The sequence below is a fragment of the Flavobacterium sp. T12S277 genome (assembly GCF_048514875.1).
Taxonomy (GTDB): domain Bacteria; phylum Bacteroidota; class Bacteroidia; order Flavobacteriales; family Flavobacteriaceae; genus Flavobacterium.
In genome coordinates, this window is record NZ_JBLYEG010000005.1 from 78345 (window position 1) to 92448 (window position 14104).

Annotated in this window: 4 protein-coding genes; 1 reads left to right on the forward strand and 3 read right to left on the reverse strand. The window is 34.2% G+C overall.

The genetic code is table 11. The features are described 5' to 3' along the window. Window positions 1-116: 116 nt before the first annotated feature. From ACN1CN_RS09590 to ACN1CN_RS09600, 3 genes are all read right to left on the reverse strand, one after another. On the reverse strand, window positions 117-806 hold the full coding sequence (locus ACN1CN_RS09590; protein WP_419135472.1) for a hypothetical protein: 690 nt from the start codon (window positions 804-806) through the stop codon (window positions 117-119). 2 nt (window positions 807-808) lie between these two features. Beyond that, window positions 809-6532, reverse strand: coding sequence for a T9SS type A sorting domain-containing protein (locus tag ACN1CN_RS09595; RefSeq protein WP_419135473.1), 5724 nt, complete (start codon window positions 6530-6532; stop codon window positions 809-811). 164 nt (window positions 6533-6696) lie between these two features. Then, entirely contained in the window at window positions 6697-12138 is a 5442-nt protein-coding gene (locus tag ACN1CN_RS09600) for a leucine-rich repeat domain-containing protein (protein WP_419135474.1), read from the reverse strand. Window positions 12139-12429: 291 nt separating this feature from the next. Between ACN1CN_RS09600 and ACN1CN_RS09605 the strand changes: the two genes are divergently transcribed. Further along, complete coding sequence (locus ACN1CN_RS09605) at window positions 12430-14064, forward strand: S8 family peptidase (RefSeq protein WP_419135475.1); 1635 nt, start codon at window positions 12430-12432, stop codon at window positions 14062-14064. Window positions 14065-14104: the final 40 nt, after the last annotated feature.

The window sequence follows — 14104 nt, forward strand, 5'->3', positions numbered from 1 at the left end:
GAAAGACGTAGTAGGTTTAATTAAATTTTTGAGGTTTTTATGAGGCATAAAAAATCCTGTTTTCAGTATATCGAAAACAGGATTTTTTGGTTTAACTAATTGTAATTATTAAGATTTTAATTGGTTTTGAATTTCCAAATCTGACCGATTGTTTCTCCTCCTTTATTGTCTTTTACAACAACTTTCCAGAAATATTCTTTTGAAGTGGTAAGTGTTACATCAAATGAAGTTGAATTTGTATTTTCGGCAACTTTTGCAGTTGGTGGGTTCGTCGTTCCAAAATACACATCATAAGTAAGAACATCATTACTGTCAACATCTGTGGCACTCCATTTTAAAATAGCCGTTGTTGTGTTTAAAACGGAGTTTATAACAGGCTGTATTAATTCCGGAGAAAAAGGCAAATGATTTACAACTGCATCACCACTGGTGTAAAGTTTAAAAGTAGCGGAATAAGTGCTTGCCAATCCTTTACTGTCGGTGGCTTTAACTCTCCAATAATAGGCAGTGTTTTTTTCCAATGCGATTGAAGTAGTATTAGTAGTTACTTCTGATGATTTTGCAATTTGTGCAAACGTATTTTCTTTTGCTACCTGAATCTGATAGGTTATGGCATCTTTATTTGAATCGGTAGAAAGATCCCATTGAAAAGAAACGGTATTATCGACACATAATTTGTTATCAGCCGGAAGTTTTAATGCAGGTACAGTTGGTGCCTCATTAGCTGCTTCCGGAGATCCTGAATCATCGCTGCCGCAAGCAGCAAATAAAAGACCAATGATGGTGAGGGATATAAACTTCTTCATCTTTATTTTTTTATAATTTTAATGTATTCCGGAGTCTCTAAATAGATTTTGGCAGCATAAATTCCTGACGGTTGATTATCAAGATTTAATAGCGCTTTTCCGTTTTCAATCGTGTACGTTTTAGTCGAAACCAATTGACCCGAGAAGTTGTATAATTCTATTTTAACTTCATTTTTAGCACTTGGAATCTCTATTTCAAAACTTCCTGAAGTCGGGTTTGGATAAGCCGATAAAGTTTGTGACTCGAAATCTGAAACCGATACTGTTTTAGCAAAAACACCTTCGCAAGCTTTTGCAGTCGCTACCTCTACCAAGGCATTTTTAGTAACATCTACAGAAAAAGCGGCATCATTGGTTTGAAATTGCTCTGTTCCGTTAACAAATACTGTAAATGGAGCTGTTCCTTGTGTAATTTCAACAGCAACCGTTTTAGCCGTTACGCTGGATTTTCCGGAAACAGTACCCCCTTTTGCAATGGTAACCGTAAAGTTTTGCTCGAAAATAACATCCGGAATCGTAATTTTAATCTTGTAGCTTCCTGGAGCCAGAGCCGTAACTTTTAAGCTGTTGTTGGCAAAAGTATAAGACTTGTCATTTATAGTTGCAGTATAAGCAAATGTTGCTTTCCCAGTAATGCTTATTTCTCCGTTATTTTCACCAAGACAAGATTCACTTTTCGTTTCAATGGTAAAATTGTTGGCAGGCAAACTCAATTCTCCGGTACATTCCGTATTATAAGTTGCAAAGGCATCTTTGCTATACGGCCAATTCGTCTTGGCATAATTTATATCATCAACCATAATACAATACAGTTTTGGATTTGATGAAAAAGAGACATAATTGTTGTTTAGTAAAGTGTTTTTACCATTTTTAAGATTCAAACTTGTCAATTGGTTAGAGTTAACCGTTAAAGTGGTTAATAGCGGATTCTGCGACACATCTATTGCTCCAATTTTGTTTTCACTTACTTCCAGACCAGTTAATAAAGTATTATTTGAAACGTCAAGAGTGGTTAATTGACATTTTTTAACATTCAAATAAGTTAATGCTTTATTTTTAGAAACATCTACCGCTTTTAATTCCGTTGAAAAAGCACTTAAAGTTGTCAACTCTGCATTTTTAAAGGTATTTACTACTGCTATTTTGTTTCCATAGATAGCGAGTTTTTTTAATGCTAAATTGGCAGCCACATCAATGTTTGTAAGCTGATTGGAACCCACTTCTAAATCCTCTAAAGCAAGATTTTGAGACACATCAATAGTTGTAATTTGATTGTTATTAAGACGAAGCGTTTTTAAAGCTTTATTGGCTGACAGATCTATTGCTGTTAAATTGTTGAAACCGAAAGTTACAGATTCTATAGCAGTGTTTTTAGAAAGGTCTAAACTGCTGATTTTATTTTCACGTAAGTCGATATACTTTAATTTAAGATTGTTAGAAAGATCTATTTTAGTAATTGCTCCGTTATAACAGGTTAGTTTTTCTAATGCTGTAAAATCTTCGATCCCTTTTAGATCTGTAATTTTATAAGTGGAATCAGTTACATCTAATTCCTGGAGATTTTTAATGCTGGAAGTTGCAATTTTTCCGTTTTCACCATCTTTATCAATACCTTTTTTGATTAAAACTTTTTCAAAGTTACTATCCGGAATTAACGTATACTGAACATTTTCAGGACATATTCCGGTAGAATAACTGGCTTGTGAATCTTTTGCAAACCATTTCTCCGTAGAGAATGCCGCATCATCAACCTGAATGCAAAGTAAATTTGGATTTTCGGTGAAGTTTCCAAAAATCATACGTTGCATGTTGGCATTGTTTCCATTCTTTACATTTAAACTATAAAGATTATTGCCTGCACAATCAAACTCTTTTAAACTTTTATTTTTAGAAACATCCAGATTTGTAATTTTATTAAAACTTGCACTTAGAGTAAGCAGCAGCGTGTTTCTGGAAACATCTAAAGTCTGAATGTTGTTAGAACTACAATTTACATTAGTTAGTAAAGTATTATAATAAACCGGTAACTCGCTCAGTTGGTTTTTAGAACAATTTAAGGAAGTCAAAGAATTAAAGTCCTTAATTCCGGTTAAGTCTTTAATATTACTGTTCGATACATTTAAAGAGGTAACATTAATAATACTGGCCGTTAAAACTTTTCCGTTTTTACCGTCCTGATCAATTTGTAGCGCTATTAGTTTATCTTCAAAATTGGAATCAGGAATTGCAGTATATGCTGCTACAACCGGACATGAGTTTGAATAACTGGCAGTTGCATCTTTAAATTTTGCCCAGTTTGCATTAGAATACGCAACATCATCAACCTCAATGCAGGTTAATTTTGTATTGACAAAACCGGCATAAGCAAAGGTATTGGTTGAGAAGTTTTTATTGTTCCCGTTTTTTAAATTCAAATAGGTTAAATTCGAATTATAGGCACAAGATACAGCCGTTAATAAAGTGTTTTTAGAGACATCCAAAGTTCTAAGATCGTTAAATTCACAATATAATGACCCTAGTTTTGTGTTTTTAGAAAGATCCAGTATTTTTAGATCGTTGCGTTCTACACCTAAATATTGAAGGTTAGTATTGTTCGAAACGTCTAAGGTTTTGATACCGGTTTCTGAACCGCTAAGGGTAACCAATGCCGTGTTTTTGGTGACATTTAGTTCGACTAGAGGATTTTGTCTAATGTCTAAAGATTTTAAAGCTGTATTTTTTGAAAGGTCAACTTTAGAAATTTTATTTTTAGTTACACTTAAAATCTCTAAAAATAAATTATTTGAAGTATCAAGTGTTGCTATGTTATTGTAAGAACAATCTAAGTAGGTAAGATTTTTAAGTGCTGAGATGTCTAGTTTTGTCAGTTTACTAGGTGTAGAATAGTTGGTAGCGGAACAGTCTAATGATTTTAAATTTTTAAAATACTCTAATCCTGTTAAATCCGTTACTAATCCTCCGTTGAAATATAAATTCTCGGTGCTTTCAACTCTTGATTTTAGAACTTTTCCATCTAAAACACCATCTACGTTATTGCTGATTAAGGCTTTTTCAAACGCTGCATCTGGAATTAAAACATATTCCGGAGCTGTGCAGGTTAAAGAATAAGTAACATTTGCATCTTTAGATGTTGTCCATTTCGAATTAGCATAAGCAACATCATCCACAAGTACACAGCTTAGACTTGGATTGTTTTTTAAATTGATAGAGCTTATCTGACTATTTTTACCGTTTTGAAGGTTCAAAGTTGTCATTTCAAGATTTGCATTACACATTATAGTAGACAAAGCAGTGTTTTTGCTTAGGTCTAGTGTGCTTAGACGATTTGACGGAGCACTTAAGTACACTAAGTTTTTATTTGCAGAAACATCTAATGAAGTTAATTGATTAGAACCGCAATACAGGTAAAGCAATTTGGTATGTTTTGAAACGTCTAACGAGGTGAGTTGATTGGAAATGCAGCTAAGAACTACTAAATTCAAATTATTAGAAATATCGAGAGTGGTCCATTTAAGATTTTGAATGTCCAGCTCCTTCAAGTTTGTATTTTTAGAAATGTTTAAACTTGGTAAAGAAGTAGATCCACAATACAAATAAGTTAAGGCCAGATTTGTTGAAAGATCAAGTGAAGCAATTGGGTTATTGCTTATACTTAAGCTTTCCAGAACAGGGTTCGCAGCGGTACTTAGAACAGAAATTTTATTATAGTTAATACCCAAAGTAGTCAATTTCGGATTCTTAGAAATGTCTAAACTGCTAAGTTGATTCCCTGAAAGATGTAAAGAGGTCAAATTAGTATTTTTAGAAACGTTTATCGCTTTTAGTTTACCATTTCCTCCGGCACCCGTATATGAACTGGCATTACAACTTAATGTCTCTAAAGCCTCAAAAGCCTCTATTCCTGTTAAATCAGAAACTGTCGAAGCTTCAATAGTTAACGATTTAACGGTTTTGATCTTCTCAGTCAATACTTTTCCATCGGCAGCACCTGAATCGATTCCAAGTGCAATAAGTTTACTTTCAAAATTGACATCCGGAATTAGCGTATAGGCACAATCGATACTATAACTGGCCGATGTATCTTTTGTAGGACTCCAGTTTGTGTTAGCATAAGTTACATTGTCAACCAGTATACAATTTAACTGAGGATTCTGCTTAAAATTAGAAGTTTGAGCTTGAAGTCTGTCGTTATTTCCATTTTTCAGATTTAAAGAGACCAGCTTATTGTTGTTACATCTTAATGAAATGATCATGCTATTTGATGAAACATCAAGGTTTGTAAGTTGATTGCTTCCACAGTCTAACTCTTTTAAAAATAAGTTTTTAGAAACGTTTAAAGCCGCAATTTTATTGTTGTACGCGTTTAGAACAGTCAGCTCAGTATTTGCGGAAACATCTAAAGTGGTAATTTGGTTAGTGTAACAAAGTAAATCGGTTAAGAGCGTATTTTTTGATACATTTAAACTGGTTAAAGAATTTTCTCCACAGTATAATTTGGTTAAAGCGGTAGTATTGTCAAGGTTTAAATTGGTTAGTTTATTGCCTGCAACATTTAGTTCCTTTAAGAGTTTACTATTCGATAGCTCTAAAGAACTTAATTGATTAAAGTTAACATTCACCGATAACAAATTGGTGTTTGTTGACAGATTTAAACTGGTAATTTTATTCGTCTGCGCATAAAGATTCTGTAAAAGAACATTTGCGGTAAGGTTTAATTCGGTCAGTTGATTTTCACTAACATCCAGTCTGGTTAATTTTTTGTTCTGTGATAAATCGATCTTTGTTAATTGATTTCTTTTACAAGATAAATAGGTGAGCGATGTAAAGGCTTCAATCCCGGTTAAGTCAGAAATAAGCCTGCTTTCAACTTCTAACGAGGTTACAGAAGCCACATTTGCCGTTGGTATTTTTCCGTCAGGATTACCTGAATCAAGACCCAGGCTGATCAGTTTGTTTTCGAAATTGATATCCGGAATCAAGGTAGTAGCGGCACAATCTGTACTGAAACTTGCTATTCCATCTTTTTGGTTAGACCAATTCGCATTAGCATCTCCCTCGTTATCTACCTGAATACATTTTAGATCCGGGTTTAATTTGAAGCCTACATTAATAAGGAAAAAATTCTTTCCGTTTTGTATATTCAAACTGGTTAGTTTATTTAAGGAACACTGTATGGTAGTTAGTTTAACATGTTTAACGAGGTTAAGATTCTCTAGCAAATTATCATAACACGTCAAGTTGGACAGATTCAGGTTGGAAGACAAGTCGAGAACCTTGATTTTATTTTTGGCACAATTTAAACTGGTTAGCATCAGTTGATTAGAGGTATTGATGCTTGTAAGTTGATTGTCGTCACAAGAAAGGGTTGTAAGTGCCTGGTTGTTAGATAGATTTATTGTGGTTAGAAGGTTCTTGGAACAATCTAAATTATCCAACAGAGTATTTTTAGACAAATTCAACTGTGTCAATCTGTTAGAGGAACAACTTAGTCTTTTTAAATTAATAAAATCTTCAATTCCGGTAAGGTCAGTGATGGAGCTGTTATCAACAAACAAAGTAGTGATACCAGCTACATTGGATTTTAAAACTTTCCCGTCGGGGGCACCTGAATCAAAGCCCAGACTTATTAGCTTGTTTTCAAAATTCACATCAGGAATTGAAGTGTACTGTTGTGCATGGATAGAAAAACTTGCTAACAACAGTAAGAAGAGTAGTTTTGTTCTCATAGATTAGATTTATAGTTAGGTCGGGCAAGTGTACAAAATGAAACTGATATTTCCTTACGGGAAGACGTAATCTGCAGAATTTAAATGGTTAACATAAAAAAGGCATAAAAAAAATCCCATTTTCGTTCAAACGAAAATGGGATTTTTGCTTTAATTAAATGGGATTACTCTACCACAATTTTTTTCGCCGAAGCTGCTTCCTGATTAATTAAATACAGGTAGTAAACTCCTTTTGGCAAATCAGATAAATTAATGGTGTTATTGGTATCAGCCGGGTTTAGGGTGAATGATTTCACCAATTGTCCTAATGCGTTGTAAACAGTTGCTTTCTCTAAAGTAATATTGGTAATGTTTACTTCACCTTTCGTTGGGTTTGGATATAAAATTACATTTTTAAGAGCAGTTTCCTCAATACCCAGCGTAGCGCAAGTTGCCGAATAAATAGCTGTTGGTTCTTTAATTTTAGACCAGTTTGCATTAGAATAATCAGGATCATCTACTTTGATACAGCTCAATTTGTCCAGACCAAGAAAAGAGGTCGTTATCGCATTTGCTGCGTTTTTGCCAGTTTCGGATGCTACGATAAAATTCCTGTTATTACCATTTTGAAGGTTTAGGGAAATTAACGGATTGTTTGCAACATAGATAACTTTTAGATTTCTGTTTTTAGTGAGATCAAGAGTGGTGATTTGATTAAAAGCGGCATTTAGTGTTTCTAAAGCCACATTTTTGCTAAGGTCTAAAGACGTTAATTGATTGTTTTCACAGTTTAAATGTACTAACGAAGTAAAGTTTTCGATACCAGACAAATCGGTAATGTTGCTATTAGAGAGATCCAAAGAGGTAATAGCTGTTACATCTGCAATGGTGATTTTACCGTTTAGTCCGTCGGTATCAATTCCTAAATCAATTAATCTTTGTTCAAAGTTTTGATTTGGAATCAAGGCAAATTCTGCCGTACAACTTGTGTTGTAAGTAGCTGTGGCATCTTTTTGAGTGGACCAGTTCGCGTTGGAATACCCAGCATTATCGACCTGAATACACGTTAAATTTGGATTGTTTCTAAAATCTACATTGTAAACAATAACACCCGGATTTGGGTTGTAGGGCACTAAAAGAGTATTGTTTCCATTCTTTACATTTAAATAGATAAGTTTATTAGACGCACATTTAAACGTACGAAGGTTTGGATTTAAGGAAACATCCAGTGTTGTCAGTTGATTATTATTGCAATCCAGCAAACCTAATTTGGTATTTTTAGAAACATCCAGTTTGGTTAGCTTATTATTGGCACAATACAAATAATTTAATTTTAGGTTTTTAGAAACATCTAAAGCCGTTATCGTATTAAAAGTACAGTCAAAAGTCTCCAGATTAGTATTGGAGGACACGTCAATGCTCGTTAATTGATTTCCGTAAACAAGAAATCGTGTCAAGGCTAAATTTTTAGAGACATCTATATTTGTCAGTTTGTTGGTATTGCAAATTAAACTGGTTAGAGCGGTATTTTTAGAGACGTCTAAAGTTGTAAAAAGGTTATTTCCAGACCATAACTCATTTAAAGCGGTGTTTTTACTAATGTCTAAATTAGACAATTGGTTTGAAGTACAAGTCAACGACTTCAATTCTGTATTCTTTGAGACATCTAAAAGAGCTATTTTATTATAACCACAATCTAATTTAGTTAACAAAGTATTTTGTGTAACATCTAAAATTGCGATCTGATTGGAAGCACATTGTAGTGTTACCAAGGCTTTATTTTTTGAAACATCTAGCGTTTGTAGCCCGTTAGAATAACAATTTAAATAGGTCAAAGCTGTATTTTTTGATACATCTAATTTCGCTACCAGATAATTGTTGTTACTGTCTAAATGAGTTAAGGCTATGTTTTCTGAAACGTCTAGTGTTTTTAACTGATAATTACCATAACATTCTAACTTGGTCAAAGCTTTGAAACCCTGAATTCCGGTTAAATCGGTGATAGAGCTATAGGAAACATTCAAAGAAGTTACGGTGTTGATGTTTGAAGTTAAAACCATTCCATCAGCAACGCCGGAATCAATACCCAGCGAAATCAGTTTGTTCTCAAAATTCACATCAGGGATAAGCATATACAAATCAGAGGAGGAACATGACAATGAAAAACGGGCAGTTGCATCTTTAGCCTTAGCCCAATTTGCGTTGGCATAAGTTACGTCGTCTACCTCAATACAATTAAGATTTGGATTTTTAACAAGTGTTAAAATAGAACTGTTTAACAAGGTGTTTTTTCCGTTTTTCAAATTCAAAGAAGACAAATCATTCCAATCGCAGAAAAATGAAATCAGGGCCGGATTTTTAGAAAGATCTAAGTCTTTTAATCGATTTGAGCTGCAAGAGAAGTAGTTCAAATTACTATTTTTAGAAACATCTAATGTGGTTAAAAAGTTTGAATTACATTGGAATTGTGCTAAATTGCTGTTTTTGGAGACGTCTATAACCGCTAATTTATTAAAACCACAATCGAAGTTTTTTAACATAACATTTTTAGAAACATCTAATGTACTAATGTCGTTTGCGCCACAAAACATAGAAACTAGCTCGATATTGGCGGTACTATTTAATGCTGATAATCGGTTAGAACTACACCATAAAATAGTTAAAGCTGTGTTTTTAGAAAGATCTAAACTGGTGATCTGATTGCTGCTGCAATCTAACGTAGTTAATAATGTGTTTTTGGAGACATCCAAACTAGTTAATTTTCCCTCTCCGCGGGTGTTCGAATTTCCATCAAGACCACTACAGCGCAAGCTGGTTAGTAAAGTATTTTGGGTTACGTCTAAACTTAACAGCTGTTTTGAACTACAATTCAGACTGGTTAATAAAGTATTTTTGGAGACATCTAAACTTGTCATGTAATTTCGACTACAGTCCAGTGTTTTCAAAGCACTAAAGCTTTGAATCCCGGTTAAATCCTGTATGGAGCTCGATGAAACGTCTAGAGAAATTACAGTCTTAATCTTTGATGTTAAAACTTTTCCATCAGCAATACCGGAATCAATACCCAAAGCGATTAATTTCTTCTCAAAATTAAGATCAGGAATAGCAGTGTAATAAGGATCGCAGACGGTCAAATAATTGGCGGTAGCATCTTTTTTACTTCCCCAGTTTGTATTCGAATACGCAACATTGTCTACTTGTATGCATGTTAAATTAGGGTTGTTTGTAAAATCGATATAGCTTGATAATGAAGTGTTTTTTCCGTTCTTTAAGTTGAAATCGGTTAATTGATTCGATTTACAGGATAGAGCAGTAAGTGCTGTGTTTTTAGAAACATCAAGACTGGTTAGTTTATTAAAATTACAGTCGATATTGTAAAGCGCAATGTTTTTAGAAACATTCAGAGAGGTCAGTTTATTTGATTCACATCGTAAATCTAAAAGAGCAGTATTTTTAGAAAGATCGAGAGTAGTCAAATCATTAGATCCGCAGAACAATTGAGTAAGGAGCGTATTTTTAGAAACATCCAAACTTGTCAATTGATTTGAAATAGTATACAATTCTGTTAGTTTAACATGTTTCGTGATATCGATAGTTTTTAAAGGATTTGAACTAACACGCAAAGAAGTCAGCTCTAAATTTTTAGTAATATCCAGTTCCGAAAATTGATTGTTTTGGCACCATAAACCCGTCAGTTTAGTATTTTTAGTGACATCAAGCGTTTTTAATAAATTACCATTACAATCTAATTTAGTCAACGCAAGGTTCTGAGATACATCCAGACTTGTTAATTGATTGTACCTGCAATCTAAATAAGTCAAATCAAGGTTTTGAGTAACGTCCAGAGCTGTTAATCTATTAGGGCTATTGGTCGTGGAGTCGCAGGATAAATAAATCAATTTGACATTTTTAGTTACATCCAGGCTCACTAAAGGGTTATTGCCGGTATACAAGGTGGTCAGGTTTACATTTTTAGTAACATCCAGATTGGTCAACTGGTTAGAGTCGCAGTATAATTCATTTAAGGCTAAATTCTCACTAACATTCAGATGGGTTAATTGATTAGAGTAACAAACCAATTGAGTTAAGGAAGTGAAACCCTCTATCCCTGTTAAATCGGTGATATCACTAGAGGCAACATTTAGGGTTTTGACAGCCGAAATTCTTGATGTTTGAACTTTTCCGTTCATACCGTCATCGTCAATGCCTAATGCAATTAACTTATTTTCAAAAAGAGGATCGGGGATAAGCGTGTACGATCCGCAACTATTATTAAAAACGGCTGCTGCGTCTTTTTTTGAGCTCCAGTTGTTAGTGGAATAGAAAACGTCATCTACCTCAATACAAGTTAAATTCGGATTGTTGGTAAAGAGAATATCGTTGCTTACAAAAGCACTGTTATTTCCGTTTTTTAAATTTAAGTAATAAAGCGCATTGTTCTCACATCGCAAAGAATTGATAAGCGGATTTTTAGAAATATCAATAGATTTTATCTGGTTTGAACTGCAATTTAGAGCTTGTAATTTGGCAAAGTATTCAATTCCGGATAAATCAGTAATTAAACTGTTTGAAAGGTCAAGTGTCGTTATATTGCTAATATTTGCAGTTGAAACGAATCCATTTTTACCATCAGTATCAATACCCAGACTGATTAATTTGTCTTCAAATTTTTCATCCGGAATCCTAGTGATACCAGCGCAGCTTACTTCAGAATATAAACCACCTGTTTTAGTAAGGGTTGGCCAGTTTTTGTTTGAAAAAGTGGCATTATCTACCTGAATACAGGATAATTTAGAATTGTACGTAAAATCTAAATTATAACCGTTGATGTAATTATTACCACCGTTTTTTAAGTTTATAGAGGTTAATTCGTTGAAACTGCAATTTAATCGGGTTAGAACTCTGTTTTTAGATAAATCAAGCGTTGTCAATCGATTGGAATAGCAAATTAAATCTATTAGAGATATATTTTGGGTTACATTCAGGCTGGTAAGACTATTTTGTGAACAATCTAAACGGGCTAAACTTGTGTTTCGGGAGGTATTGATACTACTAAGTTTGTTTTCCTGACAATAAAGGGATTCTAGTTTAGTGTTTTTAGTCAGATCCAAAACTGTTAGTTGATTTTGTCTTAGGTTTAAACTTCGTAGTTTTAAATTTAGCGAAACATTCAATCCGGTTAACTTATTTACATCGCAGGATAGATTGACAAGCTCCGCATTGTTGGAAACGTCCAGGTTTGTCAGTTGATTCGATCGACAGTTTAAAGTAATAAGATTCCTGTTTTTTGTAACGTCGAGTGTCGTTAAATTATTGTTATTACAGTACAAAGCAGCCAGAAGCGTATTTTTGGAAACATCCAGACTACTCAGTTTATTAGAATAACAAGACAAATCCGTTAAAGAGACAAAATCCTGAATTCCGGTTAAATCAGAAATATCACTTGAGGTTACATTCAAAGAAGTTAGATTTGAGATTTTTGAAGTAAGTACTTGTCCATCCGTAGCACCGGAGTCAATCCCTGAAGCGATTAGCTTTTTTTCAAAGTTAATGTCCGGGATTGCGGTATATTGAGCATAAATAGAAAAGTTTGCTAACAACAGCAACAAAAGTAGTTTTGTTCTCATAGATTAGAGTTAGGATTAGGTCGAACAAGTGTACAAAATACAAATGGTATTTCCTTACGGGAACACGTATTCAGCAACTTATCTTTAAAGTTTAAAAGCCAGAGAATCAATTAGTCGTTTTTTAAAAGAGGTTAATGAGATCAGAATTTTTGATACGGAAGGGATTACAAGGCTCTTAAGGTTTCTTAAATGTTAAGGCAAAAATCATAAGACAGTGTTAATCGTTAGTTTTATGTAACAAAAAATCATAATTTAGGCGCATATTTAACTTTACAATATTTATTTAGATACATGAGACCTATAAAATCCCTCAAATTATCTGCTTTTGCATTAATCGTTTTAGCAGGTTGCAGCACCACCATGCAAGCGCAAACATCGGCAACAAAAGAATTTATTAAAGCTCCTTTAGCCGTTGTTAAAAAAGCCCCTGTTAGCGAAAATGAATTAAAAAGATGGAGCCATCTTGATCTAATCAAAGATTCGATCCCGGGAATGAGTGTCGATAGGGCTTACGCTGAATTATTGCAAGGTAAAACAGGACAAAAAGTGATCGTCGGAATTGTAGATTCGGGTGTTGATATCGAACATGAAGATCTAAAAGGGATGATCTGGACCAATCCTAAAGAAATACCAGGTAATGGAATCGACGATGACAAAAACGGATTTGTGGATGATATTCACGGGTGGAATTTTCTTGGAGACGCTGTTCATGAAAATCTCGAACTGACACGTGTTGTTAAAAAAGGAGATGATGGATCTGCCGAATACAAAGAGGCTTTGGCGCAGTATACTAAAAAATACGAAGATGCCTTACAGGATAAACAACAAGCCGATTTTTTACTTGAAGTTCATAAAACAATACAAAAAGAACTCAATAAAACGACCTATAAATTAGAAGACTTAAGTACCATAACTTCTACAGATTCAAGAGTGTCTCAGAGCAGAGATATCATGACTCAGGTTTTGACAAATGCCGGGCCAACTTTTGATCCTGATACAGAGTTAAAAGAATATAGTAAACAGGTTTACGATCAGTTAAACTACAACTTAAACAAAGAATACGACGGTAGAAAAATCGTAGGCGATAATCCTGAGGATATTAAAAACACAAATTATGGAAATAATATTGTTTTTGGACCGGATAAAGAGGAAGCACTTCACGGAACGCACGTAGCCGGAATTATTGCACAAATTCGTGGAAATGCTTTGGGAGGAGACGGAGTTACTAACAATGTAGAAATTCTGACCGTAAGAGCTGTTCCGGATGGAGATGAGTACGACAAAGATATTGCTTTAGCGATTCGTTATGCTGTAGACAATGGAGCAAAAGTAATCAACGGAAGTTTTGGAAAAAGCTTTTCTCCTCATAAAAAATGGGTTTATGATGCGATAAAATATGCGGCCAAAAAAGATGTTTTAATCGTGCATGCAGCCGGAAACGATGGTTATAATATTGATGAAACAAAAAACATCAACTATCCGAATGATTCAGAAGACAACGTCAAAGAATTTGCGAATAACCTGATTACAATCGGAGCGCTTAATAAAGAATACGGAGAAACTGTTGTGGCAGGATTTTCAAACTTTGGAAAAATCAATGTAGATGTTTTTGCTCCGGGTGAAGAAATTTATGCAACGGTGCCAAACAACAAATACAAATACCTGCAAGGAACTTCAATGGCGTCTCCAAATGCCGCAGGAGTTGCTGCATTGATTCGTTCGTATTATCCAAAATTAAAAGCAGCTCAGGTAAAACAAATTTTAATGGATTCAGGAGTTGCACTTCCATCAAAGGTAGTTTTAGGTACAAACCCAAATCCGGAAGCAAAACCGGTGGCTGTTTCTTCAGCAGAGTCTTCAAGAACTGCTAAAATGGTCAACGCCTATAATGCTTTATTGATGGCCGAAAAAATGTCAAAAAAATAACGAAAACCAAATATTAATTTAATGGAAGAGTGTGAGCTCT

What these genes read in the sequence shown, in the direction of transcription:
- ACN1CN_RS09595 (WP_419135473.1), bottom strand. Translation starts at nt 6,532, where the DNA reads ATGAGAACAAAACTACTCTTCTTACTGTTGTTAGCAAGTTTTTCTATC.
- ACN1CN_RS09605 (WP_419135475.1), top strand. Translation starts at nt 12,430, where the DNA reads ATGAGACCTATAAAATCCCTCAAATTATCTGCTTTTGCATTAATCGTT.
- ACN1CN_RS09590 (WP_419135472.1), bottom strand. Translation starts at nt 806, where the DNA reads ATGAAGAAGTTTATATCCCTCACCATCATTGGTCTTTTATTTGCTGCT.
- ACN1CN_RS09600 (WP_419135474.1), bottom strand. Translation starts at nt 12,138, where the DNA reads ATGAGAACAAAACTACTTTTGTTGCTGTTGTTAGCAAACTTTTCTATT.